This window comes from Microbacterium enclense (genome assembly GCA_038182865.1).
In the GTDB taxonomy this organism is placed as follows: domain Bacteria; phylum Actinomycetota; class Actinomycetes; order Actinomycetales; family Microbacteriaceae; genus Microbacterium; species Microbacterium enclense_B.
Map to the genome: position 1 here is coordinate 2,899,546 of CP116226.1, position 26,100 is coordinate 2,925,645.

The window sequence follows — 26,100 nt, forward strand, 5'->3', positions numbered from 1 at the left end:
TGGCAGACTGACCGGATGCCACGCCGTCGAGGTCTCTCCATCCGTTCCGTCGCGCGCGGCATCCTCGCCCTGCTCTTGGTCGGTGCCGGGGTCAGTCACCTGACCTGGGGGCGTCGTGGATATCGCATCGTGGTGCCCCCGTGGGCGACGCGCCTGCTGCGCACGGACAAGGATGCCATCGTGGTGGCCTCCGGTGCGGTCGAGGTGATCCTCGGCACGGCGCTGGTTGCCCTGCCGCGCGAACGGGGTCGCATCGGAGCGGCGATCGCGGCGTTCTTCGTCGCCGTGTTCCCGGGCAACGTGCACCAGTGGCGCACCGGCCGGGCGGCACCCGGGTTGAACACCGACCGTGCCCGCTTCGTGCGCCTGTTCCTCCAACTTCCCCTCGTCGTGGGGGCATGGTGGGCGACACGTCGCGACTGACGAGCGCGAGCCCGGGGGAAGTGATTGCTCCCTCGGGTCGAGCGGGTGACGTCGCGAACCGCGTGATCGGCGCCGGCCGGGCCAGGCGCGACTGACCGGCGCTTACGCGGCCTCGCCGAGCTCCATGATGCCGCTCCCCAACGCCGCGCGAGCCAGCACTTTGTACCCGTGCTCAGGGAAGAACACGGTGATCCGGTCGTCTTCGATCCCCATCACCGTGCCCGTCCCGAACTCGCCGTGTTCGACGGTGGAGTCGATGCGGAGGCCGCCCGAGTCGGCGGCGGCGGCCGCGTCGGAGGGGGCGACCGCCCGAGCTCCCGCGTCGCAGCGGTCGCAGGCGTCGCAGCATTCCGCCGCTTCCACCCCGAAGTACTCGAGAAGGGCGCGGCGCCGACAACGCGTCGTCTCGGCGTAGCCGCGCATGATCTCGATACGCGAGGAGCGGATGCGCTCCTCCGCCTCGTCGCGCTCGCGAACGGCGGTCACGGCGTCGCCCGCCGACACCCTCTTCAGCACCGCAACGCCGTCGGCGCCCGATACGGCCAGGTCGCTCGCGACGAGCTGGTTGAGCACGCGACCGATGGCGCGGGCGGGACGACCGCTCTTCTCGGCGATGTCTTTCGCCCGCAGGGGCTTCTTCGCCCGCCGCAACGTGTCCCAGACGCCGGCGATGTCGGCGCGCTTCGTGTGTCCGCCGGCGAAGAACGACCGCAGCGAGAAGTCTTCGGCCCGGTAGTGCAGGATCGCCCGCGCCGGCTGACCGTCGCGCGCGGCGCGTCCGATCTCCTGCGCGTACGCGTCGAGCGACTCGGTCACGTCGGCGTGCACGACCAGGCGCACATCGCTCTTGTCGACGCCCATGCCGAACGCCGAGGTCGCCACGACCACGTCGAGTTCCCCGGCGCTCCAGGCCGTGTGCACCTCATCGCGCCGTTTCTGCGCCATCGCACCGTGATACGCGGCCGCTCGCAGACCGCGTTCGCGCAACTCCTCGGCGTACGCGTCGGTCTCTTTGCGGGTGGCCACGTACAGAAGTGCGGGGCCGTCGGCATCCTGGACATCCGCCAGGACCGCGCGGCGCTTGTCGCTGTCGTGCTCGTGCCGGCGGACGGACATGTGGATCTCGGGCCGGTCCATGCCGCGCACTTCGAGATGGGGGTCGCGCATCCCCAGGCTCGCGATGATGTCGTCGCGGACGGGAGCGGATGCCGTCGCCGTCAGCGCCAGGACCGGTGGGTGGCCGAGAGCCTCGACGGCGTCGCCGATGCGCGCGTAGTCGGGGCGGAAATCGTGCCCCCAGGCGGAGACGCAGTGGGCCTCGTCGATCACGAGGAGGCGGACGTCTGCCTTCGCGAGCCGGTCGAAGACCTCGGGGTTGGCCAGCTGCTCCGGCGCGAGGAAGGCGTAGACGGCCTCATCGCCCTCGATCGCCGCCCACGCGGCCTTTCGCGCGGCGGTGCTCGTGCGGGAGTTCAGCGCTACGGCGGCGGGGGCGTCGGGGGCGGCGTCGATCGAGTCGATCTGGTCACGCTGCAGGGCCAGGAGGGGGGAGATCACCACGGTGGTGCCGCCCAGCTCGCACCCCGCGATCTGGTACACCGCCGACTTGCCCGCGCCCGTGGGGAAGACGACGAGGGTGTCGCGCCCGCCGACGACCGCGTCGATCGCCTCGGCTTGGCCCGGCAGCAGATCGTCCCAGCCGAACACCTCCCGGGCGGTGCGGGCGGATCGTTCGAGGGTGGCGGGTGCGTTCACGGTGCCTCATTTCTGGGGGAGGCTCCCAGCTCACCCCGAACCTCCGACATCGGTGCGGGGGTTGCGGGCGGAGCCGGCGTGTGGTCCACGCGGCCGCGGTCGACACCGGGGCCGACAGACGGCACACGCGAAGTGGCACGCGAGCGCTGTCGACGCAAGCGGCGGAGCGATGTCGGAGGGGGATGCCAGGATGCCGACATGCTCTTCGGCGACATCGAGACGGCCCTCGCGACGGTGACTAACACGCGCTCGCGCCTGGCGAAGGTCGATGCCCTCGCGGCGGTGTTGCACGACCTCGCGCCCGACGAGATCGAACCGGCCGTGGGGCTGTTGACGGCAGCTCCCCGACAGGGACGCCTCGGCGTCGGCTGGCGCACCCTGTCGACGCGGGGCGGCGCTCACGCGGAGACACCGACGCTGACCGTGGGGCAGATCGACGAGGTGTTCTCGCGGCTGGTCGATGTGGGGGGAGCGGGGTCGGCGGCCGTACGCACCGCGCTGCTCGACGATCTCGCCGGCCGCGCCACCGCGAGCGAATGGCACCTGCTCGTGCGGATCATGACGGGGGAACTGCGAACGGGCGCGCTCGAGGGCGTCCTCCTGGATGCCATCGCCCGGGCCGGCGACCGCGACGGCGCCCTGGTACGCCGGGCGGCCATGCTGTCGGGCGATCTGGGGGCGACGGCGCGCATCGCCCTGACCGGCACCGGCGACGACCTGGCCGCCGTCGGCCTCGTGGTCGGGCGAGGCGTGCAGCCCATGCTCGCCTCGACCGCGGCGACGGTCGCCGAGGCTCTGGATGCCGCGGGTCGCGCATCGGTGGAGTACAAGCTCGACGGTGCCCGCGTACAGGTGCACCGGCACGGTGACGAGGTGCGCGTCTTCACCCGGACCCTGGCGGACGTGACGCACCGGGTTCCCGAGATCGTCGAGGTGGCGCTGTCGCTCCCGGTGGACGACGTGATCCTCGACGGCGAGACGCTCTCGCTCGACGACGACGGCGCGCCGAGGCCGTTCCAAGACACGATGGCCCGGTTCGGTGCCGAGACGGCCCGGGAGATCGCGTTGCGTCCGTGGTTCTTCGACATCCTGCACGTCGACGGTCGCGATCTGATCGACGAGCCGCTCGAGGCGCGCCTGAGCGAACTGGAGCGCGTGGCGGGGGAGTACCGCATCCCGGCCCTGCTCACCGACGACGCCGAGGCGGCCGATGCCTTCGCCCGAGCCGCTCTGCAGGCCGGACACGAAGGTGTCATGGTGAAGGGACTCGATGCGGCCTACTCCGCGGGGCGGCGCGGGAAGAGCTGGCTGAAGGTCAAACCCGTGCACACTTTCGACCTCGTCGTGCTCGGCGTCGAGCGCGGGTCCGGTCGCCGCGCGGAGTGGTACTCGAACCTCCACCTCGGTGCGCGCGACCCGGACGGGGCCTTCGGCGAACCGGGCGGCTTCGTCATGGTCGGCAAGACCTTCAAGGGCCTGACGGACGAGGTGCTCCGCTGGCAGACCGCGCATTTCGCCGAACGGGCGACGGGGGAGGTGCCCGGTGGCATCCGCGTCGTCCCCGACACGGTCGTCGAGATCGCCATCGACGGGGTGCAGAGGTCGGTGCGCTACCCCGGTGGTGTCGCTCTGCGGTTTGCCCGGGTGAAGGCGTACCGCTCCGACAAACCGGCCCGCGAGGCCGACACGATCACGACGTTGCGGGCGATGCTCCCGAACGTCGGCGAGGCCCCCGGCGACGCGCAGTCGACGCAGGCGACGACGTCGTGATCGCGCGATCGGCACCCACCCCCTCGAACGTTCCCGACGGAAGGACGACACGATGAGTCTGGCTCCTTGGCTCGATGGCGAGCTCGGATACCGCAGCTTCGGTACGCCCGGCGCTCCCCGCGCCGTCTTCGTCCTGCGCACCGGCGACGTGGCCACCACCGACCCCGATACGCGCGTGACGGCGGCCTTCGACGTGCGGATCGTGGCTGTGGGCCTCGACGCGCCCGAACTCGAAGATCCACCCGTCTTCGGCGGTCAGACACCGGCCGGGCTCACTGTCGACGCGCTGCGCGAGTTGCTCGAGCGAGAGGCACCCGGGGCGACGGTGGGGCTGGTGGGCGAAAGGGAAGCGGGTCCGATCGCCATCTACCTGGCCGCGGCGATGGGGCCCGTCGTCGACCGGTTGGCGATCGTCGGGGTCGCGAGCCCGTCCGATCCGCTCAGCCGCGACCTGCGCACCCCGCTGCTCGATCACCTCGATGCCGAGGCTCTCGTGATCGTCGGCGGAGAAGGGCCTGCCGACGCGGCTGACGCCGAGTGGTACGTCGAGCGGATGCGCTCGGCTCGGCTGCAGGTCGTCGCCGACGACGACATCGCCTCCGTCAACGGCGACATCACGTTGACGTCGGTCTGGCCCGACGTGCTCGCGCATGTCGCGCCGGGCGCCGAGCGACGCTGAGCACCGTCGACGCCGCCACCGCCTGATCGTGTGGGCGGACTCGCGCCGGTGCCGCGTGCCGGTGCCGCGTGCCGGCGCCCGTGACGCGCTCCGTCCGCCGCGCGCACTCGGCCTCGCGCTCCGTTCGCCACGTGCGTGCTGCGCAGCGCGCCGCGTGTCGACCGCGCTCTGCTCCCACGCTGCACGCGCGCTGCCCACGCTCTGTGCGCGCTGCACGCCGCGTGCCTGCGCAGACCCGTGCCCGCGCTCAGACCCCTGCCCGCGCTCAGCCCCGCGCGGCCGCCCGCACCTGCACGACGTTCGACTCCTCGTCGACCTCGACGTGGTCGGTCTGCGCCTTGAGGAAGTCCGAGAAGCTGCGGAAGCCGAGGGCCTTCTCACTGAACGAGGGATCGAGCCGCTTCATCAGGTCCTTCACCGCGGAGGCGTGCAGCCATTCTCCGTCGGCCCGTTCCCCCTCGAGCTGGATCGCGCGCTCGAGCAGGTTGACCGCCGGGTCCTGCGAGCGCTTGCGTGCTCGGGGGCGCGAGGGCGCGGCATCCTTCTTCGTCTCGGTGAGCTTCGGGATGCCGGGAAGGGCGTCGTAGTTGTCGAACCGATCGCACGCGGCGGCGAGCGATTTCGCGGTCGATCCCGCGACCCCGACGCCGACGACGTACCGGCCGAGGCGTTTGCATCGCTGCGCGAGGGGGACGTAGTCGCTGTCGCCGGCGACGATGACGACGTGCGACAGGTCGGGGAGGCGGAACATGTCCTCGACGGCATCCACGGCGAGACGGATGTCGGCACCGTTCTTCGCGTACGCGGCCGCCGGGAACAGCTGCACGAGGTCGACCGCTCGGGCGACGAGCTGGGATCGGTACTCCGCGTTCACGGGCGACGACCAGTCCGCGTAGGCACGCGTGAGCACGAGAGTGCCGAACGACGCGGCGTAGTCGATGACCGCGCCGACGTCGATCGTCGCCTTCGTCAGACGTTCGGCGATCTCGGGGTCGGTGGGGTTGTCGGCGATCTTCTGGCGATCGCGCGAGTAGGCGTTGCGCCCGTGCACGCGGTCGTACCACGACATCACGATGTTGTCGAAGTCGAGGTAGACGGCGACGCGGGCGTTCTGTGGATCGGGCATGACAACCAGTCTGACCTGTCGGCACGCCCAGGGGTACTCCCGTCGGGTCGGCCGAGCGCGCGGTCGAGCCGTGCCGGGGGCGGACCGGCGTGCGGAGTTCGGGGGCGACACGCCGTTCGGCGGCCCAGGATGCCACCGTGTCGGGCGCGAAGTCCGCGGGACGGCGCGGCCGCCCGCGGCGACAAGAGACCCCCGCTCGCACACCCAGCGGCAATTCGCCCGCGCGGCAGCCCGCCCGACGGCCCGTCCGCCCGGCGACCCGTCCCGGGTCAGCCCTCGGAGGGGTAGACCACGCCGATCTGTCGGCGCACCTCGTCGAGGACACCCATGATGGCGACCGTCTCGTCGATGGGGAGCACGTCGCTCGACGTGACGCCGGCGGTGACGAATCGCTCGGCCGCCTGGGCCTGGAACTGCATTCCCCGCCCGTCGATCTCGGTCGTGAACTCCTCGAGGACGTCGCCGTCGGGGGTGACCACGCGGAACGACGTCGGCGTGTACCAGACGCGGTCGATCTCGATGCGGGCCTCGGTGCCGACGATCTGCGCGGTGTTCGCCCCCGCCCCGCGCGACGACGAGACGGTGGTCGACAGAGCGCCGCCGGGGTGCACGAACATCGTGGCGACCTCGGCGTCGCTGCCGGCGTCCGAGATCCGCGCGACGGCCGACACCTGCTCGGGGAGTCCGAGCACGTCGATCGCGAACGACACCGGGTAGATGCCCAGGTCGAGCAGCGCGCCCCCGCCGAGTTCGAGCGCGTTCAGGCGGTGCGTCGGGTCTGTCGAGATCTTCTGCGTGTGGTCGGCCGACACCACGCGGATGTCGCCCAGCGTCCCCTCCGCGATGATCTCGCGGATGCGCACCATGTGCGGGAGATACCGGGTCCACATCGCCTCCATGGCGAGCAGCCCCTTCTCGGCCGCGCGATCGCGGATGATCGCGGCCTCGGTCTCATTGAGCGTGAAGGGCTTTTCGACGAGCACATGCTTGCCGTGGTCGAGGGCGAGCAGCGCATTGTCGACGTGGCCCGGGTGCGGAGTGGCGATGTAGACGATGTCGACCGTCGGGTCGGCCACGAGCTCGTCGTACGAGCCGTGCGCGTGCGGGATGTCGTACTTCGCCGCGAACTCGCGCGCGCTCTCCAGACGGCGGGAGCCCACCGCGGCGACATCGAGCCCCGCGGTGCGGAGGTCGGAGGTGAAGGCGTGGGCGATGCCGCCCGTGGCGAGGATGCCCCAGTGCAGTCCAGTCATACGTCCACCGTATCGGCGGCGTCGGATGTCGGGCGCGTCGGGCGGGCGCGTCGGGCGGCCGCGTCGTGCGCGGGAGTCCCGGATGCCGCGGGCATAGGCTCGCACCATGACCGCCGTCGAGCGATTCCGTGAGTTGTTGCGTATCCCCACCGTGTCTCGCGTCGACCCCGCCGATGTCGACACCGCCGCCTTCGACGCCTTCCACGCGGCACTGGCGCGTCTGTATCCCCTCACGCACGAACGCCTCGATCGCGAGGTCGTCGCCGGGCACTCGCTCCTCTATCGCTGGGCGGGGGAGACCACCGCGCCCCCGCTGGTGCTCCTCGCCCATCAGGACGTCGTCCCGGTGGACGGGCAGGAGTGGCGGCATCCTCCATTCGACGCGGTGACGGAGGGAGACGGCCCCGAGGAAGCGATATATGCCCGGGGCGCCATAGACGACAAGGGCGCTCTCGTCGCGATCCTCGAGGCGGTCGAGGAAGCGCTCGCGGACGGCGTCGTCCCGCGAACGGATGTCTGGCTCGCGTTCGGTCACGACGAGGAGACGCGTGGAACCGGTGCGCAAGCCATCGCCGCTCTGCTGGAGGCGCGCGGTGTGCGTCCCGCTCTCGTCGTCGACGAGGGTGGGGCCGTCGTCGAGGGTGCCGTACCCGGTGTCGCCGCGCCGACCGCGATGATCGGTGTCGCTGAGCGCGGTGTCGCGACCTTCGAGCTCATCACGCGGGAGGCCGGCGGTCACGCCTCGACTCCGCCGCCTCTGCCCGCGACGGCACGCCTGGCGCGGGCGATCGACCGCCTGCGTCGCCGCCCGTTCCCGCGCCGGTTGTCCTCGCCGGTGCGGGCGATGCTCGGCACCGCCGCAGCGCACACCGCGGAACCGCTGCGCACCCTCTTCCGCCGGACCTCGGCGTCCGCGCCGCTCGTCACCGCGGCCTTCGCCCGGCTGGGGCCCGAGACGAACGCGCTCGTGCGCACCACCGCGGTCGTCACCCGACTGGAGGGGGCCCCGGGCGAGAACGTCCTGGCCACCACCGCGCGCGCGAGCGTGAACGTCCGGCTCCTGACGGGGGACACCCTCGCCGATGCGGCGATCCATCTCCGCCGTGCCGTGGCTGACCCGATGGTCGAGATCGAGCTGCGCCACGGCAGCGAGCCGTCGCCGGTGTCCCCGTGGCGCGGGCAGGCGTGGCAGCGGCTGTCGTCCGCCGTGGTCGCGACGTGGGGTGAGGACGTGATCCCTCTTCCGTACCTCCAACTGGGCGCGAGCGACAGTCGCTTCTACACCGGCATCTCGTCGAACGTGTATCGCTTCGCGCCGTTCCACCTCACCCGGTCGGAGCGCGACGCCCTGCACGCCCCCGACGAACGCATCCGCGTGGAGTCGTGGCTCCGCGGCATCCGGTTCTATCGCGCACTGCTGGCGTCCTGAGCGCGAGAGGCGCGTCACACGCCGAGCAGACCGGCGGGTATTCTCGTGTGACCGGTCACGCAGAGACCGTCGACGCAAAGAGGCGAACCATGAGCGAGACCGACCTTCCGGATGCCACGGGCCGGGCCCCCAGCATCCGCGACGTCGCACGTCTCGCGGGGGTGTCGTACCAGACCGTCTCTCGCGTGATCAACAACAGTCCGCAGCTGCGCCCGGAGACGGCGGCGCGGGTGCGCTCCGCGATCGCCGAGCTGAAGTTCGTGCCGAATCAGGCCGCCCGTGCGCTCGCGACGAGCCGCTCGCGCCTCATCGGGGTGCTCGGCCCGCGCGCCACGACGTTCGGCGTTGCGACGATGATCCAGGCGGTCGAGTCGGCGGCACGCGCCGCGGGCTACCGGCTCACCGTCACGAGTCTCGTCACGAGCGCTCCCGACGACGTCCGTTCCTCGATCGATCACCTCATGCAGCAGTCCGTCGAGGGGCTCATCGCGGTGGCACCGCAGACGAGGGTCGTGCCCATCCTCGACGAACTACAGCTCCCCGTGCCGGTGCAGATCGTCTCCTCGACCGGCTCGACCGCGTCGTTCAACGATCAGATCGCCGGTGCCCGGGCGGCGGTGCGACACCTGATCGAGCTCGGACACACCCGCATCCTGCACATCGCCGGTCCTCGGGACTGGATCGAGGCCGATCATCGCATGCGCGGCTATCTCGCCGAGATGGACGCCCACGACCTCTCGCCGCGTCCCCCGGTGCTGGGCGACTGGACGGCGCAGTTCGGCTACGAGGCCGGGCGAGAACTCCTGCGCATGGAGGATGCGACGGCGGTGTTCGCCGGGAACGATCACATGGCGCTCGGTTTCATGCATGCCGTCCGCGACATCGGTCGATCGGTTCCCGACGACATCGCGGTCGTCGGTTTCGACGACGTCCCCGAGGCCGCTCATCTCTGGCCGCCCCTCACGACGGTTCGTCAGGACTTCCTCGGCATCGGCCGTCGCGCCGTGTGGGATCTGCTCCGGGCCGTGGGGGAGAAGGCGGGCGACGATGTCGCTCCCCAGCCCGATCACCTGCGCCTCATCGTGCGCTCCTCGACGGCGCCGCCGAGCCGCTGAGTTCGTCACATTTCAGCAACGGCTGGACGGTGTGCGCACGAACACTTGACATGCGGGTCCGCCCGAGGGGTACCATCACTCACACAATGTGAACGGTCACATGACTGCGTCACACGGTCGACGGGACTCGCTGCGGAGCGGATCCGTCGAGACGAAGATGTTTCGATCGCGCAGGGAACTCGCCTTCGCCCGTCTCTCGTTTCGCCCCGCCGATTCGTGCGTGCAGCGTGCCGTCGTCCGCACTGACCGCGGTGGACTCCACGTGGAGAGACCGTGACATGAACCCAATGGAGGGAACCAGAGTGAAGAAGCACAGCATGCTCAAGGCGATCGCGGGAGCGGGCGTCCTCGCGCTCGGCATCGGTCTGGCCGGTTGCGCCGGTGACCGTACCGGTGGCGCCGCCGCAGGCGAGTCCCAGGAGGCGGGTGGCATCATCGGCGTCGCCATGCCGACGCAGCAGTCGGAGCGCTGGATCGCCGACGGAAACAACGTCAAGTCGCAGCTCGAAGACCTCGGCTACCAGGTCGACCTGCAGTACGCCAACGACGACATCCCCACGCAGGTCTCGCAGATCGAGAACATGATCACCACGGGCGCGAAGGCCCTGATCATCGCCTCGATCGACGGCACCACGCTGACCGACGTGCTCCAGCAGGCCAAGGACGCGAACATCCCCGTCATCGCGTACGACCGCCTCATCAACGGCACCGAGAACGTCGACTATTACACGACGTTCGACAACTACAAGGTGGGCGTCCAGCAGGCCACCTCGCTCCTCACCGGTCTGGGCGTCCTGGACGCCTCGGGCAAGGACACCGGCGCCGCCGGCCCGTTCAACATCGAGCTGTTCGCCGGAAGCCCCGACGACAACAACGCCACCTTCTTCTGGCAGGGCGCGATCGACACCCTCAAGCCCTACATGGACAAGGGCACGCTCGTCGTCCCCTCCGGCCAGACCGAGTTCGGCCAGGCTGCCATCCTCCGCTGGCTGCCGGAGACGGCGCAGAAGCGCATGGAGAACATCCTCACCGTCATCGGCGGAACGAAGCTGAACGGTGTTCTCTCGCCCTACGACGGTCTGTCGATCGGCATCATCTCGGCCCTGACCTCCGGCGGCTACTCCGCCACCGACCTGCCGGTCATCACCGGCCAGGACGCCGAGGTCGGTTCGATCAAGTCGATCATCGCCGGTGAGCAGTACTCGACGATCTTCAAGGACACGCGCGAGCTGGCCAAGCAGGCCGTGACCATGGTCGACGACATCCGCAAGGGCGAGCAGCCCGAGGTCAACGACACCGAGACGTACGACAACGGCGAGAAGGTCGTCCCCTCGTACCTGCTCGAGTCGACGATCGTGACGAAGGACAACTACAAAGAGGTCCTCGTCGACAGCGGCTACTACACCGAGGCCGACCTGGGTTGATCCCCGGCGGGGCCTCGGCCCCGCCACTCTTCGCCTCCGCCGCGGCCCCCGGGTCGCGGCGGAGGCTCCCGCGGGTCTGCACCGGACGGCCCCGCCCCACCATCCCCACCGGCCACGAGCCGGTTCTGCAAGGAGGACCTCGTGAGCACCATCCTCGAGATGCGCTCGATCACCAAGGAGTTCCCCGGCGTCATCGCGCTCGCCGACGTGTCGCTGACCGTCGAGCGCGGGACGGTTCACGCCATCTGCGGCGAGAACGGCGCCGGCAAGTCCACCCTCATGAAGGTGCTCAGCGGCGTGTACCCCGCGGGCGATTACCGCGGCGAGATCGTCTTCGACGGCAAGACCGTCGAGTTCAAGGACATCCGCGACAGCGAGGCCGCCGGCATCGTCATCATCCACCAGGAGCTCGCGCTGAGTCCCTACCTCTCGATCGCCGAGAACATCTTCCTCGGCAACGAGATCACGCACCGCGGTCTCATCGACTGGGATGCCACGAACCGCGAGGCGTCCAAGCTCCTCGCCCGCGTGGGTCTCGGCGACAGCCCCGACGTGCCCGTCAACGAGATCGGCGTCGGCAAGCAGCAGCTCGTCGAGATCGCCAAGGCGCTGTCGAAGGACGTCAAGCTCCTCATCCTCGACGAGCCCACGGCAGCTCTCAATGACGACGACTCCGAGCACCTGCTCGACCTGATCCGCCACCTCAAGGGGCAGGGCATCACGTGCATCATCATCAGCCACAAGCTGAACGAGATCCGCGCGATCGCCGACGAGGTCACGATCATCCGCGACGGTCGCACGATCGAGACCCTGGACGTGGCCACCGGGGGGACGAGCGAAGACCGCATCATCCGCGGGATGGTCGGCCGTGAGCTCGAGAACCGCTACCCCGACCGCGACGTCGAGATCGGCGAGGAGGTCCTGCGCATCGAGGACTGGAACGTCAGCCACCCCACGGATGCCACGCGCACGATCATCCACAACGCCAACCTGAACGTGCGCGCGGGAGAGGTCGTCGGCATCGCCGGGCTCATGGGGGCAGGTCGCACCGAGCTCGCGATGAGCGTGTTCGGCAAGAGCTTCGGCTCGCGCATCTCGGGCACTGTCTACATCCGCGGGCAGAAGGCCGACACCTCCACGGTGCCCGCCGCCATCCGCAGCGGCCTCGCCTATGTGACCGAGGACCGCAAGGGTGCCGGGCTGAACCTCATCGACACGATCAAGCGCAACATCTCGCTCGCCGGGATGCGCAAGCTCGTCAAGGGTGGCTGGGTCGACGGCGATGAAGAGTACCTGGTCGCCAATCGGTATCGCACCTCGATGAACATCAAGGCGCCCAGCGTCGATGTCGTCGTCGGCAAGCTGTCCGGCGGCAACCAGCAGAAGGTCGTGCTGTCGCAGTGGCTCTTCTCCGACCCCGAGGTCCTCATCCTCGACGAGCCCACGCGCGGTATCGATGTGGGCGCCAAGTACGAGATCTACACGATCATCAATTCCCTCGCGGCCCAGGGGAAGGGCGTGCTGGTGATCTCTTCGGAGCTCCCCGAGCTGCTCGGCATCTGCGACCGCATCTACACCCTCAGCGAAGGCCACATCACCGGCCAGCTGGCCATCGAAGAGGCCACCCCGGAGGCCCTCATGGTGCTCATGACGAAGGAGAAGGAAGCCGACCATGTCAGCGCTTGACAACACCGCGACCCAGGCGGGCCCGGGCGGAACCCCGCGGGGGCCCGTCGGTGGCGCCGCCGGGGGAGCCGGCAGCATCGTTCAGTTCTTCACCTCGCGACTGCGCGAGATCGGCATCTTCATCGCGCTGATCGTGATCGTCCTGCTGTTCCAGGCTCTGACGGGCGGCCGTCTGCTCACCGCGGGCAACGTGTCGAACATCATCGTCCAGAACAGCTACATCCTGATCCTCGCGATCGGCATGGTGATGATCATCATCGCCGGGCACATCGACCTCTCCGTGGGGTCGGTCGCCGCCTTCGTCGGAGCCGTCTCGGGTGTGCTCATCGTGCAGTGGGGCCTGCCCTGGTGGCTCGGCATCCTGCTCTCGCTCCTCCTCGGCGCCGTCGTGGGCATGTGGCAGGGATTCTGGGTGGCCTACATCGGGATCCCGGCGTTCATCGTGACGCTGGCGGGCATGCTCCTGTTCCGCGGCCTGACGCAGATGACGCTCGGCAACACGCAGATCACGCCGTTCCCGACCGAGTACCGCCAACTCGGCGGGGGGTACCTCTTCCCCGATCTCTTCCCCGCGGCGTCCTCGCCCGCGGAATGGATCACGGTCGCTCTCGGTGCGCTGACCCTCGTGCTCTTCGTCTTCTCGCAGGTGCGTCAGCGGGCGAAGCGCGCGGCGCTGGAACTGCACAACGAGCCGACGGTGTGGTTCCTGTTCAAGGTCATCGGTGGGGGCGCCCTCATCGCGTACCTCACCTACCTGCTCGGTGTCGCGCCCGGCTCGCGCGGAACGCCCATCGTGCTGGTCGTGCTCGCGGTGCTCATCATCGGGTACTCCACCGTCATGAGCCGCAGCGTCTTCGGTCGTCACATCTATGCGATCGGCGGCAACCGCACCGCCGCGAAGCTGTCGGGCATCAACACCCGCCGCGTCGACTTCCTGCTCTTCGTGAACATGGGTGTGCTCGCGGCCCTCGCGGGCATCGTGTTCACCGGCCGCCTGAACTCCGCCGGTCCCGGTGCCGGAAACCTGTTCGAGCTGGATGCCATCGCCGCCGCCTTCATCGGTGGCGCGGCCGTGCAGGGCGGTGTCGGCCGCGTGGTCGGTGCCATCGCCGGTGGTCTGGTCATGGGTGTGCTCAACAACGGCATGTCGCTCATGGGCATCTCGACCGACGTGCAGCAGTTCATCAAGGGACTCGTGCTGCTGCTGGCCGTGGCCTTCGACGTCTGGAACAAGAACCGCACGCGCGGTTGAGCCCGGCTCATCCGAAACGCCCCGTCGCTTCCGCGGCGGGGCGTTTCGCGTGGCCGGGCATCATGGCTCGTGCGCGGGGTCGCGTGCGTGGTCACCCTCCGGGGCTTCACCCGGACTCACCCTGAGACGAGAAAGAAGACCGTCCGGACCTCGCCGAACTTCGCCCGCCGACCGCGGTCGGGCGACGCGACCCGATGCGATTCTGAAGAGTCGGCCGCTCTCCTGGGCGCCGCTGCTCTTTCCCAGCGTCCTCTTCGCGCCACCGGCGCACGAGGCGCACCCCTCTCGAGTCCGCGGTCCCCCCACGCGGGTTGCGATACCGACCCGAAGGATCCGCAGGATTGTCTCTTCTTTCGCGCCTCAGCCTCAATAACAGACTCGTCGTCGCCCTCGTGGCCCTGGCCGTCACCGTGCTCGGTGTTCTGGCGATGGGATCGCTCAAACAGGAGCTGACGCCCTCGGTCACCCCACCCGCCGCCACCGTCAGTGTCGACTCCCCGGGGCTCGCCCCCGAGGAGATGGCCGATCTCGTGACCGAGCCGATCGAGCAGGCGATCCGCACCGTGCAGGGCGTGACGGACATCACCTCGACGACCTCCAGCGGATCCGCGCAGATCACCGCCCAGTGGGCGTTCGGGGCGGACGATGACGAGACGGTTCGGTCGATCCGCGCGGCGACCGACGGACTGACCTCGGCCCTCCCTGCGGGCACGACCGTCGAGGTGGCGGTCTGGGGCACGCTCAACACGCCGGCGCTGATCATCACCGCGACCTCGACCGGCGACGAGGACGCCTTCGGGCAGAGGCTGTCGCAGAGTGTGGTTCCGAGCCTGCGGGGGATCCCCGGGGTGCGCGACGTTCAGCTCGCCGGGGTCCAGGCGCACCGGATCGTCATCGCTCCGCGGGCCGCCGATGTGACGCGCCTGAAGATCGACCTCAGCTCACTGGGCGCGATCGTCAAGGCCCACGAGGATGCCACGCCCGCGGGCCAAGCCCCCTCCGCCGACGGCACCGTGTCGATCACGGTCGGCTCCGCGTCCGCGAGCGTGGACGACATCGCGGCGCTCGTGGTTCCGACGGCCGACGGAGCCGTGCTCGTCTCGGATTTCGCCGACGTCTCCGTCGAGACGGTGCCGGCGACCACGATCGCGCGCATGAACGGCCGCACCATGCAGACCCTCAAGATCTTCCCCACGAACGATGCCAACCTCGTCGACCTGTCGCACGCCGTGAACGGCGAGCTCGACCGCGTCGCGCCGGGACTCGGCGCGCAGTTCGTCGCCGTGCTCGACAAGGCGCCCTACATCGAGCAGTCGGTTCACGACCTCTCGGTCGAGGGCGGTCTCGGTCTGTTGTTCGCCGTGCTGGTGATCCTCGCCTTCCTCCGATCGTGGCGATCCACCGTGATCGCGGCGATCTCCATTCCCCTCTCGTTGCTCATCACCCTCATTGGGCTGTGGTGGAGCGGGTACTCGCTCAACATCCTGTCGCTGGGTGCGCTGACCATCGCCGTCGGGCGCGTCGTCGACGACTCGATCGTCGTGATCGAGAACATCACCCGACGGCGGGGGACGGGCCCGTTGACTCCCGAGATGGTCGTCGCCTCGGTGCGTCAGGTGGCCGGGGCGATCTCGGCATCCACGCTGACGACCGTGGCGGTCTTCCTGCCGATCGCTTTCGTCTCGGGGGTGACCGGACAGCTCTTCCGTCCCTTCGCGGTGACCATGACGATCGCCCTCCTCGCCTCCCTGGTCGTGGCCCTGACGATCGTGCCCGTCTGTGCGTACTGGTTCCTCCAACGGGTCGCGGCCCGTCCGGCCGAAGTCACGCCCGACGTCACCGCTGTCATCCCCACCACCGCGGCCGACGAAGACGAGGTCACGACGAGACCCGATCGTCTCCATCGTGCGGTGATGCCCGCGCTGGCGTCGACGCGACGGCATCCCGTGGTGTCGATCGCCGTCGCGGCGGTCCTGTTGATCGTCACCGTCGGGATGGCGGCATCCCTGCCGACCGACTTCCTGGGGTCGTCCGGTCGCGGCAGCCTCCAGGTGACGCAGACCCCGCCCGGGGGCGGTGACCCCGTGGCCGCCGCTGAGCCCGTCGAGCGCGCCCTCGAGGGCGTCGCCGGTGTGAAGGCCGTGCTGACGACGGTGCCTCTGGCCGCGGGCGGGGAGGCCGACGCGCTCACGTACGACCTCCTGCTCGACGACGACGCCGACACGACGGCGGTGCAGACAGCGGTGCAGGGCGTCCTCGACGGGATGACGGACGCGGGTCGATTGGCGATCGCGTCGCAGGATGCCGTCGCCGGTGACGGCGCGGAGTCGGTGTTGCTGCGCATCCAGGGCGACGACGCCGGGGCGCTGCGCGCGGCGAGCGATCAGCTGGCGAAGGAGCTCGCGGGCGCGGACGGCGTCAGCGCCGTCACGAGCGAGATCGACGGTGAGCAGCCCGTGATGCGGGTGGCGATCGACGAGGCCCGGGCGGCGACCCTCGGCTTCGATCGGGCGACCGTGGCCTCGGCCATCCGCGCCGCGCTCGAGGGGGTGACGGTCGGGTCGCTCACGCTGGAGGGGCAGAAACGCGACGTGGTGGTTCGCACGGCCGGAGCGGCGGCGACGGCCGACACCCTGGGGGACATCATGCTGCCGGTGACCTCTCAGCAGACGGCCGAGGCACGCAAGGCCGCCCTCGACGCGCTCGAGCAGAAAGCGAAAGAGGAATCGGACCGGGCCAAGGCGGACGCCGAGAAGAAGGTCGACGATCAGATCGCCGACGCCGCCGAGAAGCGCGCCGCGTACGCCGCACAGATCCCCGAGCTGCAGAAGCAACTCGGTGCCCTCTCCACCGCTCCGATCGAGCCCGGCCAGCCTCTCACCCCGGAGACGGAGGCGGCGTTGCGTGCCCAGCAGGAGAGGGAGCAGCAGATCGCCGGTCTGCGCGAAGCGCTCGAGGGCGCCCGTGCGGGCGTCACCGGCATGGACGAGCAGATCACGAGCCTGCAGCAAGCGCGTTCCGACGCCGAGAAGCAGCAGGAGGACGCGGAGGCCGCCGCCGCGGCGCAGAAGGCCGCCGCCGAGGTGACGGGCACGGCGATCCCGCTGTCGGCCGTGGCCACCGTGACGCGCGAGCTCACCGCTCCCTCGATCACTCGCGCCGGCGGCGAGCGGCAGGTCACACTCACCGTGGATGCCGACGAGGGTCGACTCGACGCGGTGAGCGACGCGATCCACCGGGCGACGTCCGATGCGAACCTGCCCGCGGGTGTGTCGTTCGTGCAGGACGGGTCGCTCTCCGAGCGGGATGACGCGTTCGGGCAGCTGGGGATCGCGATGCTCGCCGCGATCATGCTCGTGCTGCTGGTGATGGTGGCGACCTTCCGTACCTTCCGTGAGCCGCTCGTCCTGCTCGTCTCGATCCCGTTCGCCGCCACGGGGGCGATCGGTGCGCTGTGGCTGACGGGAACGCCTCTGGGGCTTCCCGCTCTGATCGGCCTGCTGATGCTCATCGGGATCGTCGTGACCAACGCCATCGTGCTGCTCGATCTGATCCGGCATCTCCGCTCCGCGGGAGTGCCGCTCGAGGAGGCTGTCGAGCAGGGGACGCGCCTGCGTCTGCGGCCCATCCTGATGACCGCGGCGGCGACGGTGTTCGCCCTCATCCCCATGTCACTCGGGCTCACCGGCGGAGGCGTGTTCATCTCGCAGCCGCTCGCCGTCGTGGTCATCGGCGGTCTGGTGTCGTCGACGCTGTTGACGCTCGTCCTCGTCCCGACCCTGTACACGTTCGTCGAGCGGGGCCGAGACCGGCGGGCGCTTCGCCGCGCCGAGCGTCGCGCGGCGCGAGCGGAAGAGCACGAGGCGTAGACGGCCGGCGGTCGCGGGGCGGGCGCGCCCGCGGCCGCATCCGGCAGGATGGAGCGGTGACCCCCCGCACGCTGCGCCACCGCGCCGTCATCCGTGCCGGCATCCTCGCCGGAGTCCTCGCGGGCTCCGTCGTACTGGGTCTCGCCGGGTGCACGGCGACGTCCGTGCACACGGCGGACAGCAGCGACGGTGCCGGAGTCGTGGGCGTCGCCCTTCCCTCCGCCGACGATGCGACCTGGGACGATGCCGGAGCGGCTCTCGCCGAAGAGCTGCGTGCGCGCGGTTTCCGGGTCGACCTGCAGTTCGCGGCGGATGACGCGCGTACCCAGGCGTCGCAGATGCAGAACATGCTCACGAAGGGGACGGACGCCATCGTCCTCGCACCGCTGGCCGGCGACGCCGCCGCCGGGCCCGCGCAGACGGCCGCCGATGACGGCGTGCCGGTGGTCGTGTTCGGCCTCGACCATGACGTGCCCGGCGCCCGCTTCGTGGCGACGGCGGATTCGGACGCGGTCGGCCGCGCCCAGGCGGAGGCGCTGTTAGAGGCGATCGCCGCCGAACAGCCCGGCCCCACGTCCGGCGACAGCGACGCGAGCACGGATGCGACGACGTCACCGATGGCCGCGGCGGCGACGCCGCGCGTCGCCGTCCTCGCCGGCGTCGCCGCCGACGGGGGCACCGGGCGGCTCCACCGGGCGGCTCTGGACGTCTTGTCGGCGGCGGCCGACGCGGGGACGATCGACATCGTGTCGGGCGCCACGCTGGAGTCCGCGGCGGTCGCGGATGACGTCGCCGACATCGAGGCGCTGGCCGCGCAGCGGATCGACGATCTCCGAGCCGAGGATGCCCCTCCGACGGCGGTGCTCGCTCTCGGCGACGCTGTCACGCGCGGGACGGTGCGGGCGCTGACGGCACCCGCGGCGGACGAAGCGACCCCGAGTCCGTCCGCCTCCGCGACCCCGAGTCCGTCGGGCTCCGCCACCGGCGCGGCGGCCGCGGCACCGCTGCTCGCGGTCGGGTCCGGAGCCGACGACGACACGGTCTCCGCGCTTCGGGACGGTGCGCTCTCCGCGACGGTGATCGTCGACGTGCGAGCGCTCGCCGCCGCCGCCGCCGACGCGGTCGAGGCTCTCCTCGACGGCGAGGTCCCCGAGGGCGACGGGAGCGCGCTCGCGGGACTCCTCGATGTGCCCGCGTTCGTCTCGTCGCCGCTCACGGTGCGCGCGTCCGAGGCGGACCGGGCGCGCGACCTTCAGGACGGCGGCACGCGCTGACAGGGAACCGCCGAAGCCTCCCCACGAAGGCAGCGGCAGCCGTGGCAAGGGCCCCGAGAATTCGGGAAAACCCGAAACGCAGCGGGGGCTGACCCGGCTGTCCCCGCCGGGGCCGCGCTCTAGCGTGGAACCCATGACCACGGCATCCGTTCTCCCGCCCCCGCCACCGGCCGAGCCGTCGGGCGACACGCCCTCGACGTCCTCGACCGGTTCGACCGCCGCTCTCAGCCCGCGCGTGCGCATCGCCTCGCCCGGACGCGTGGCCGGAGCAGCCGCCCAGCTCGTCGCCCTCGGGCTCGTGGGACCAACGATCTTCGGAGCGCTGTTCGGGCTTCTCGGCGCCGGCGTCGGCATGCTGTTCGCCCTGCTTTTCGGTGTCGTGCTCCTCGCGGGACTCGTCTACGCGCTCTTCGGTGTCGCGTGGTTCGAGCGGGCCCGCGTCGACGGGCTCTACGGCATCGGTCTTCCCGCCCTGCGGGCGCGGCGCAGCACCCGCTCCGGTTTCGTCGGCGTGCTGCACACGATCTGGCTGCAGGCGATCGACCCCGCTCAGTGGCGCGCGGTCGCCTCGTTCGCCATCGCCACCGTCATCGGGCTGGTCACGGTCACCGCGGCCGGCGCCCTCGCGTGGGGAGTCGCACTGAGCGTGAGTCCGCTGTTCGGCTGGTCGAACACGCGCCTGTTCGGGATCTTCCCCTTCGAGGGGGCGCTGGTGCCCGTGGTCGGTGTGCTCACGATCATCGTCGCGGTCGCCGCGATCATCGGGACCGCTCTGCTGCACGGCGTCATCGTCCGCGCGATCTTCGTGCCGTCACGCGAAGCGCAGCTCGAGGAGGCCGCGCGCACCTCCGACACGCGTCGGGCCGGGGCGGTCCGCGCCGCCGAGGTCGAGCGCACGCGCATCGAACGCGACCTCCACGACGGTGTCCAGCCACGGCTGGTGTCCATCGGCATGACGCTCGGTCTCGCGCAGACGAAGATCGACGACGACCCCGAGGCCGCGAAGGCCCTCGTGGCCGAGGCGCACGCCTCGACCAAGTCGGCCATCACCGAGCTTCGACAGCTGGCGCGTGGCATCCACGCCTCGGTGCTCGAGGATCGGGGCCTGGATGCCGCCCTCTCCGCGCTCGCATCGCGCTCGCACATCCCGGTGACCCTCGACGTGCGGTTGTCCCGGCGTTGCAGCCGGCCGGCCGAAGCGTCGGTGTACTTCTCGATCGCGGAGGCGTTGACCAACGCGGCGAAGCACTCGCGGGCCACCGCGTGCCGCGTGCACGTCCGCGTGCGCGAGGACGGCACCCTCTGGGCGCGCGTCGAGGACGACGGTCTGGGAGGCGCGCGCGTCGTCCCCGGCGGCGGGCTCGACGGCATCGTCAATCGCGTGACCGCCGCCGGCGGCACCGCGCGGATCGACAGCCCGCAGGGCGGGCCCACCACGGTCGAGGTGAGCGTGCCATGCGCGTCGTGATCTGCGAGGACTCGGTCCTCCTGCGCGAAGGTCTCGTTCGCCTCCTCGCCGACGACGGTCACGAGGTCGTCGCCGCCCTCCCCGACGCCGAGGGCCTGGAGGCCGCGGTCACCGAATCCGCGCCCGATCTGTGCATCCTCGATGTGCGGCTGCCGCCGACGTGGACCGACGAGGGCATCCGCGCGGCGATCGCGCTGAGGTCCCGGCATCCGGGGCTGGCCGTCCTGGTCCTGTCGCAGTACGTCGAAGAGCGGTACGCGAGCGACCTCATCGCCGACGGGCAGGGCTCGCTCGGTTACCTCCTCAAAGATCGGGTGGCCGACGTGCGCGGTTTTTTCGAGGCGGTGGGACGCATCGCCGACGGGGCCACCGTCCTCGACCCGGAGGTCGTGTCGCAGCTGCTGACCCGGCGTCGTCGCGACGAGCGGCTGCAGAGCCTCACCGAACGCGAGCGAGCCGTCCTCGCGCTCATCGCGGAGGGGCGCTCGAACCAGTCGATCGCCCAGACGCTCTTCGTCTCACCGGCGAGTGTCGAGAAGTACATCACCGCCATCTTCACCAAGCTCGGCCTCGAGCCCGACGAGACGGGCAACCGTCGCGTCATCGCCGCCCTGGTCCACCTGGGCCATGACCACCCCGGAGCTCCCTCATGACCACGCAGACCCCCCTCGACCCCTCGACACCCGCACCGGTCACCCGGCCGCCCCGGCGAACGGCGGCACTGGCCGTCTCGATCGTCACCATCGTCGTCGGATCGCTGGCTTTCCTGGGCACGGTGGGGGGAACCGCGATCTCGGCGGCGGCGACCCTCAGCGACAGCGGCTACCGCGGCCTCGATGCGCAGGTCTCGACCCGAGGGCTGACCGGCCTCGACCTGGATCTCGCAGCCGGTTCGCTGACCATCGCCTACGGCGACGTCACCGACGCCGAGCTCGCGGCCCGCGTCGGGGGACCCGGCGGGTGGACGTTCGAGCGGCGCGGCGACACGCTGCGGGTCGCGTCTCCCGACCGGGGCGTCCTGTCGGCGTGGGGGAGCGGGCGTCACTCCGCGACGCTCACCCTCCCGCGCGAACTCGCTCGCACCGACATCGACGCGAAGCTCCAGGTCACCGGTGGCAGCCTCGACCTCGACGCCACCTTCGACGACCTGCGCGTCGAGCTGGCCGGGGGAGAGGTCACTCTCGCCGGTGGTGCGCGCTCCCTGAACCTGACCGTCGCCGGCGGCTCCGCGTCCACGGAACTCGAGGACGTCGACACGGCGGCGTTCGAGGTCGCCGGTGGCGAGCTCTCGGTCGACCTGAGCGGCACGACGCCCTCCCGCACGACGGTCTCGGTGACGGGGGGATCGGCTGACATCGTGCTTCCCGACGACACCTATCGCGTGTCGACCGATGGCGTCGGCTCCGTCGACAACTCGCTGCGCACCTCGGGGTCCGCAACCGCGGTGGTGCAGGTCGAGGCCGCCCTGGGCCACGTGTCCCTGTCGTCCTGAGCAGCACACGCGAGGTGCCCGCCGTCGCCCCCGATCCCTCGGGTCACGACGGCGGGCACCTCGTTCTCGCCGCGCGGGCGCGTGATCAGCCGCGCAGGTAGACCGTCGCCGTCTCGGTGAAGAAGTCGCGGGCCACCTGGCCCTGCTCTTTCGGGCCGAGAGCGCTGCCGCGGTTCCCTCCGAACGGCACATGGAGGTCGGCACCGGCCGAGGCGGAGTTGACATGGACGACGCCCACGCGGACGTCGTCGATCGCGGCGAGGGCACGTCCGAGGTCGGTCGTGAAGATCGCCGCCGACAGGCCGTACTCACTGTCGTTGACGAGACGGAAGCCCTCGGCCGCGCTCCTCACACGTCGCACCGCCACGACCGGACCGAAAAGCTCCTCCCGCCACAGTTCGCCGGGGTCCGACTCCGGCACTTCGAACACCGACGGCGGGACGAAGAATCCCTCGGCCAATGCCCCGTCGCGGTAGGGACCCGGGGCGACGATCGCCCGCGCAGACGTCGTCGCCCTCTCGAGCGCCGCGTTGACCCTGTCGCGGGCCCCCGCGTCGACGAGCGGACCGACCTCGACGCCCTCGCCGAGCGCGTCGCCCACCCGAGCGGTCGCGGTGCGTTCCGCGAGCGCCGCGAGGAACCGGTCGGCCACGGCCTCGTCCACGATGACACGCGAGGTCGCGGTGCACTTCTGGCCGGCCGCGCGGAAAGCGCCGATCGCGACCTGCTCGACGGCGAGGTCGAGGTCGGCGTCGTCGAGGACGAGGGCGGCGTTCTTGCCCCCGAGTTCGCCCTGGAACGGGATGCCGCGTGCCGCCAATTGCGACGCGATCGCACGGCCGACGCGCGTGGATCCGGTGAAGGTGACGGCGTCGACGCCGGGGTGCGCCACGATCGCCTCGCCCACCGCCGCGGTGCCGTTGACGAGGTTGAGCACGCCGTCGGGGAGGCCGGCCTGCTGCAGCGCCTGCGCGAATCTCATCGCCAGGACCGGCACGAACGTCGCGGGCTTCCATACGATCGTGTTCCCCCAGACCAGTGCCGGGGCGAGCTTCCACGCCGGGATCGAGAAGGGGAAGTTGAACGGCGTGATCGCCCCGATGACCCCGACGGGCCGTCGGACGACGAGGATGCGCTCGCCCGGTGTGGGCGACTCGTACACCTCGCCGGAGAGACGTTCGACCTCCTGTGCGTGATAGCGCAGGATGTTCGCGCCGTGCGCCACTTCGGCGACGGCCTCGGCGCGGGTCTTGCCCTCTTCGCGCGCGAGTTCGGCACCCCACTCCTCGGCGTGCGCGGCGGCGATGTCGGCGGCTCCGCGGAGCACGGCGGCGCGCGAGCGCGCGGGGGTCCGGCTCCACCCTGGGAAAGCGGTACGGGCGGCCTCGACCGCTCGGTCGACGTCGGCGCGGTCGGCACCCGGGCCCGTGGCCACGACGTCCGACGGACGACTCGGGTTGACGTCGACGAGCTCGTCGCCGCGGCCCGTGACCCACCGACCATCGATGAGGTGCTGGAGGAGAGTCGTGTCGGTCATCGCTTGTCCTCATCGGTGGCGGAACGGAAGGCGGGGATGCCGGTGAGGTGGGCGCCGAGCACGAGGGTGTGGATCTCGTCGGTGCCCTCGTACGTCCGCACCGACTCCAGGTTGGCGGCGTGACGCATCGGGGAATACTCGGCGGTCACGCCGTTGCCGCCGAGGATGGTGCGCGCTTCCCGGGCGACGGCGATCGCCGCGCGCGTGTTGCTGAGCTTGGCGACCGAGATCTGGTGCGGCGCGAGCCGGCCGGCATCCTTCAGCCGCCCCAGGCGGAGCGCGACGAGCTGGGCCTTCTCGATCTCGAGGGCCATGTCGACGAGCTTGCTCTGGGTGAGCTGGAACGACGCGATCGGCTGGTTGAACTGCATGCGCTGACCCGCGTAGGTCAGGGCGGTCTCGTAGCTGTCGCGCGCGGCGCCGATGACGCCCCATCCGATGCCGTACCGGGCCTCGTTCAGACAGGAGAAGGGGGCGCGCAGACCGCGGGCGCCGGGAAGCTGCGCGTCAGCGGGAAGGCGCACGTCCGAGAGGGTGATGTCGCACTGGATCGAGGCGCGCATCGACATCTTCGGCGCGATCGGGACCGCGGTGAAGCCGGCGGTGTCGGTGGGCACGAGGAATCCGCGGACGCCGTCATCTGTCTGCGCCCAGACCACGGCGATGTCGGCGATCGAGGCGAGACCGATCCACCGCTTCGTGCCGTTGAGCACCCAGTCATCACCGTCGCGACGAGCGAACGTGGTCATGCTCGACGGGTCCGAACCCGAGTTCGGCTCGGTGAGCCCGAAGCATCCGATCGCCTCGCCCCGCGCCATTCTCGGAAGCCAGTGCTGCTTCTGTTCCTCGCTGCCGTGCTTGTGGATGGCGCTCATCGCGAGTGAGCCCTGCACCGAGACGAATGTGCGCAGGCCCGAGTCGCCCGCCTCGAGCTCCATGGCGGCCAGGCCGTACTCGACGGGGCTGCGTCCGGGGCAGCCGTATCCGTCGAGGTGCATACCGAGCACACCGAGCGCGGCGAGCTCCGGCACCAGTTCGACCGGGAAGTGCGCGCGGTCGTACCAGTCGGCGATCGAGGGCTTCACGCGCTCCTCGACGAAGCTCCGCACGCGGGCGCGGACCTCGCGTTCGTCGTCGTCGAGGAGATCGTCGAAGTCGAGCAGGTCGGGAACGGTGCTCATGCGGCATCCTCCGTCGTCGTCAGGGTCGCCGTCGCGGTCCGGACCGCGTCGGCCAGGATACGCAGGCCCGTATCGAGGATCCCCTCCTCGATGACCAAGGGCGGCAGCAGCCGGATGACGTTGCCGTACGTGCCGCACGTGAGGGTCAGGACGCCGGCCGCGTGGCACGCGGCGGAGATGCGCTGCGCCAGATCGGGGCGAGGGGCCAGGGTGCCGGGATCGGCGAACTCGATCGCCATCATCGCCCCGCGTCCGCGGACCTCTGCCACGACGGGGATCTCGTCGACGAGGGGCTCCAGGCGCGCGCGCACGGCGCGCTCGATCCGTTCGACGCGCGGGAGGAGCTCGGGGTCATCGAGCACCTCGAACACCGCGAGGGCGGCCTCGCACGCGACGGGGTTTCCGGCGTAGGTGCCGCCCAGCCCGCCGGGGTGCACGGCATCCATGATCTCCGCCCGTCCCGTCACCGCGCTCAGGGGGAGCCCGCCGCCGAGGGCCTTCGCCGTCAGGAGGAGATCGGCCACGACGCCCTCGTGCTCGCTTGCGAACAGCCGGCCCGTCCGTCCGAGCCCGCTCTGGATCTCGTCGATCACGAGCAGGATGCCGTGCCGGTCGGCGATCTCGCGAAGCCCGGGCAGGAAGCCGGGAGCGGGGACGACGAAGCCGCCTTCGCCCTGGATCGGTTCCACCACCAGCGCGGCGAACGTCGAGGCGCCGTGCTCGTCGAGCAGCCTCTCGATCTCGTTCAGCACCTCGGCGACGGGGCGTCCGCGCAGGGGGTTCGCGTTGGGCAGGCGGACGATGTCGTCTGGGAACGGCCCGAACGAGGTCTTGTACGGGTGCTCCTTCGCGGTCATGCCGAGGGTGAGCAGCGACCGTCCGTGGTAGGCCTCGTCGACGACGAGGATGCCGGCCCGTCCGGTGTGCGCGCGGGCGATCTTCACCGCGTTCTCGACAGCCTCGGCGCCCGTGGTGAACAGGCCGGTGCGCTTGTCGTGCGCGCCGGGGGTGTGCGCGTTGAGCCACTGCGCGACGCGGACGTATCCCTCGTACTCGGTGACCATGAAGCAGGTGTGGGTCACGCGCTCCGCCTGAGCGGCGACGCGCTCGGCCACACGCGGGTTCGCCGCGCCGACGCTGGTCACGGCGATGCCCGAGGCGAGGTCGATCAGCTCGTTGCCATCGACGTCCTCGAGGGTCGACGAGGTGGCACGGGCGACGAACACGGGCAGGGTGACGCCGAATCCGGACGGCACAGCCTGTGTCCGTTCGTCGTGCAGGCGACGCGAGAGAGGTCCGGGAATCTCGGTGACGAGGCGGGGAACGGTCATGCGCCGACTGTACGGCGCCATCCCTCAGCCGGGGAG

19 protein-coding genes are annotated in these 26,100 nt (G+C 70.7%); 13 read left to right on the top strand and 6 right to left on the bottom strand.

Annotated features, from left to right (window positions below; translation table 11 throughout):
- Window positions 1–15 precede the first annotated feature (15 nt).
- Complete coding sequence (locus tag PIR02_13670) at window positions 16–423, top strand: hypothetical protein (GenBank protein ID WZH35812.1); 408 nt, start codon at window positions 16–18, stop codon at window positions 421–423.
- A gap of 102 nt (window positions 424–525) precedes the next feature.
- Here PIR02_13670 and PIR02_13675 read toward each other — a convergent pair whose 3' ends face one another.
- Window positions 526–2,178 carry a RecQ family ATP-dependent DNA helicase gene (locus tag PIR02_13675; protein WZH35813.1) on the bottom strand — a complete coding sequence of 551 codons (1,653 nt, stop codon included), beginning with the start codon at window positions 2,176–2,178 and terminating at the stop codon, window positions 526–528.
- A gap of 198 nt (window positions 2,179–2,376) precedes the next feature.
- Here PIR02_13675 and PIR02_13680 point away from each other — a divergent pair, with 198 nt between their 5' ends.
- The gene (locus tag PIR02_13680; GenBank protein ID WZH35814.1) at window positions 2,377–3,948 is read left to right on the top strand and encodes an ATP-dependent DNA ligase; all 1,572 of its coding nucleotides are present in this window, start codon (window positions 2,377–2,379) and stop codon (window positions 3,946–3,948) included.
- Between the two features lie 52 nt (window positions 3,949–4,000).
- A complete protein-coding gene (locus tag PIR02_13685) occupies window positions 4,001–4,627 on the top strand; it encodes a hypothetical protein (GenBank protein ID WZH35815.1) in 627 nt (208 codons plus the stop codon).
- 265 nt (window positions 4,628–4,892) lie between these two features.
- Here PIR02_13685 and PIR02_13690 read toward each other — a convergent pair whose 3' ends face one another.
- Together PIR02_13690 and PIR02_13695 are read right to left on the bottom strand one after the other, a co-directional pair.
- Window positions 4,893–5,753 (bottom strand): NYN domain-containing protein, encoded by an 861-nt coding sequence (locus PIR02_13690; protein WZH35816.1) that lies wholly within the window; start codon window positions 5,751–5,753, stop codon window positions 4,893–4,895.
- A gap of 269 nt (window positions 5,754–6,022) precedes the next feature.
- A complete protein-coding gene (locus PIR02_13695; protein WZH35817.1) occupies window positions 6,023–7,006 on the bottom strand; it encodes a Gfo/Idh/MocA family oxidoreductase in 984 nt (327 codons plus the stop codon).
- A gap of 106 nt (window positions 7,007–7,112) precedes the next feature.
- Here PIR02_13695 and PIR02_13700 point away from each other — a divergent pair, with 106 nt between their 5' ends.
- The 10 genes from PIR02_13700 (at window position 7,113) to PIR02_13745 (ending at window position 22,015) form a co-directional block, all read left to right on the top strand.
- A complete protein-coding gene (locus PIR02_13700) occupies window positions 7,113–8,435 on the top strand; it encodes a M20/M25/M40 family metallo-hydrolase (protein WZH35818.1) in 1,323 nt (440 codons plus the stop codon).
- 89 nt (window positions 8,436–8,524) lie between these two features.
- On the top strand, window positions 8,525–9,550 hold the full coding sequence (locus PIR02_13705) for a LacI family DNA-binding transcriptional regulator (protein WZH35819.1): 1,026 nt from the start codon (window positions 8,525–8,527) through the stop codon (window positions 9,548–9,550).
- 317 nt (window positions 9,551–9,867) lie between these two features.
- Complete coding sequence (gene chvE, locus PIR02_13710) at window positions 9,868–10,974, top strand: sugar ABC transporter substrate-binding protein (protein WZH39009.1); 1,107 nt, start codon at window positions 9,868–9,870, stop codon at window positions 10,972–10,974.
- A 159-nt stretch (window positions 10,975–11,133) separates the two neighbouring features.
- The gene (gene gguA, locus PIR02_13715) at window positions 11,134–12,660 is read left to right on the top strand and encodes a sugar ABC transporter ATP-binding protein (protein ID WZH39010.1); all 1,527 of its coding nucleotides are present in this window, start codon (window positions 11,134–11,136) and stop codon (window positions 12,658–12,660) included.
- On the top strand, window positions 12,647–13,912 hold the full coding sequence (gene gguB / locus PIR02_13720) for a sugar ABC transporter permease (protein WZH35820.1): 1,266 nt from the start codon (window positions 12,647–12,649) through the stop codon (window positions 13,910–13,912). The genes gguA and gguB overlap by 14 nt, the downstream gene beginning before the upstream one ends.
- Before the next feature lie 341 nt (window positions 13,913–14,253).
- Entirely contained in the window at window positions 14,254–17,781 is a 3,528-nt protein-coding gene (locus PIR02_13725) for an efflux RND transporter permease subunit (GenBank protein WZH35821.1), read from the top strand.
- A gap of 56 nt (window positions 17,782–17,837) precedes the next feature.
- Window positions 17,838–19,055 (top strand): substrate-binding domain-containing protein, encoded by a 1,218-nt coding sequence (locus tag PIR02_13730; GenBank protein ID WZH35822.1) that lies wholly within the window; start codon window positions 17,838–17,840, stop codon window positions 19,053–19,055.
- A 133-nt stretch (window positions 19,056–19,188) separates the two neighbouring features.
- On the top strand, window positions 19,189–20,523 hold the full coding sequence (locus PIR02_13735; GenBank protein ID WZH35823.1) for a histidine kinase: 1,335 nt from the start codon (window positions 19,189–19,191) through the stop codon (window positions 20,521–20,523).
- Window positions 20,511–21,176, top strand: a complete 666-nt coding sequence (locus PIR02_13740) for a response regulator transcription factor (GenBank protein WZH35824.1) — start codon at window positions 20,511–20,513, stop codon at window positions 21,174–21,176. The genes PIR02_13735 and PIR02_13740 overlap by 13 nt, the downstream gene beginning before the upstream one ends.
- On the top strand, window positions 21,173–22,015 hold the full coding sequence (locus PIR02_13745) for a hypothetical protein (protein WZH35825.1): 843 nt from the start codon (window positions 21,173–21,175) through the stop codon (window positions 22,013–22,015). The genes PIR02_13740 and PIR02_13745 overlap by 4 nt, the downstream gene beginning before the upstream one ends.
- Before the next feature lie 85 nt (window positions 22,016–22,100).
- Here the strand turns inward: PIR02_13745 and PIR02_13750 are convergent, their stop codons facing one another.
- Genes PIR02_13750 through gabT form a run of 3 tightly spaced genes read right to left on the bottom strand, consistent with a single transcriptional unit; the run spans window position 22,101 to window position 26,064 of the window.
- On the bottom strand, window positions 22,101–23,552 hold the full coding sequence (locus PIR02_13750; protein ID WZH35826.1) for an aldehyde dehydrogenase family protein: 1,452 nt from the start codon (window positions 23,550–23,552) through the stop codon (window positions 22,101–22,103).
- Window positions 23,549–24,733 (bottom strand): acyl-CoA dehydrogenase family protein, encoded by a 1,185-nt coding sequence (locus PIR02_13755; GenBank protein ID WZH35827.1) that lies wholly within the window; start codon window positions 24,731–24,733, stop codon window positions 23,549–23,551. The genes PIR02_13750 and PIR02_13755 overlap by 4 nt, the downstream gene beginning before the upstream one ends.
- Window positions 24,730–26,064 (bottom strand): 4-aminobutyrate--2-oxoglutarate transaminase, encoded by a 1,335-nt coding sequence (gabT, locus tag PIR02_13760; GenBank protein ID WZH35828.1) that lies wholly within the window; start codon window positions 26,062–26,064, stop codon window positions 24,730–24,732. The genes PIR02_13755 and gabT overlap by 4 nt, the downstream gene beginning before the upstream one ends.
- Window positions 26,065–26,100 lie beyond the last annotated feature (36 nt).

Bases quoted from the DNA above. Each gene is read 5' to 3' on its own strand.
- PIR02_13705 (WZH35819.1), top strand. From the start codon at position 8,525: ATGAGCGAGACCGACCTTCCGGATGCCACGGGCCGGGCCCCCAGCATC.
- PIR02_13735 (WZH35823.1), top strand. From the start codon at position 19,189: ATGACCACGGCATCCGTTCTCCCGCCCCCGCCACCGGCCGAGCCGTCG.
- PIR02_13745 (WZH35825.1), top strand. From the start codon at position 21,173: ATGACCACGCAGACCCCCCTCGACCCCTCGACACCCGCACCGGTCACC.
- PIR02_13670 (WZH35812.1), top strand. From the start codon at position 16: ATGCCACGCCGTCGAGGTCTCTCCATCCGTTCCGTCGCGCGCGGCATC.
- gabT (WZH35828.1), bottom strand. From the start codon at position 26,064: ATGACCGTTCCCCGCCTCGTCACCGAGATTCCCGGACCTCTCTCGCGT.
- gguB (WZH35820.1), top strand. From the start codon at position 12,647: ATGTCAGCGCTTGACAACACCGCGACCCAGGCGGGCCCGGGCGGAACC.
- chvE (WZH39009.1), top strand. From the start codon at position 9,868: ATGCTCAAGGCGATCGCGGGAGCGGGCGTCCTCGCGCTCGGCATCGGT.
- PIR02_13685 (WZH35815.1), top strand. From the start codon at position 4,001: ATGAGTCTGGCTCCTTGGCTCGATGGCGAGCTCGGATACCGCAGCTTC.
- gguA (WZH39010.1), top strand. From the start codon at position 11,134: ATGCGCTCGATCACCAAGGAGTTCCCCGGCGTCATCGCGCTCGCCGAC.
- PIR02_13755 (WZH35827.1), bottom strand. From the start codon at position 24,733: ATGAGCACCGTTCCCGACCTGCTCGACTTCGACGATCTCCTCGACGAC.
- PIR02_13695 (WZH35817.1), bottom strand. From the start codon at position 7,006: ATGACTGGACTGCACTGGGGCATCCTCGCCACGGGCGGCATCGCCCAC.
- PIR02_13750 (WZH35826.1), bottom strand. From the start codon at position 23,552: ATGACCGACACGACTCTCCTCCAGCACCTCATCGATGGTCGGTGGGTC.
- PIR02_13700 (WZH35818.1), top strand. From the start codon at position 7,113: ATGACCGCCGTCGAGCGATTCCGTGAGTTGTTGCGTATCCCCACCGTG.
- PIR02_13740 (WZH35824.1), top strand. From the start codon at position 20,511: ATGCGCGTCGTGATCTGCGAGGACTCGGTCCTCCTGCGCGAAGGTCTC.
- PIR02_13680 (WZH35814.1), top strand. From the start codon at position 2,377: ATGCTCTTCGGCGACATCGAGACGGCCCTCGCGACGGTGACTAACACG.
- PIR02_13690 (WZH35816.1), bottom strand. From the start codon at position 5,753: ATGCCCGATCCACAGAACGCCCGCGTCGCCGTCTACCTCGACTTCGAC.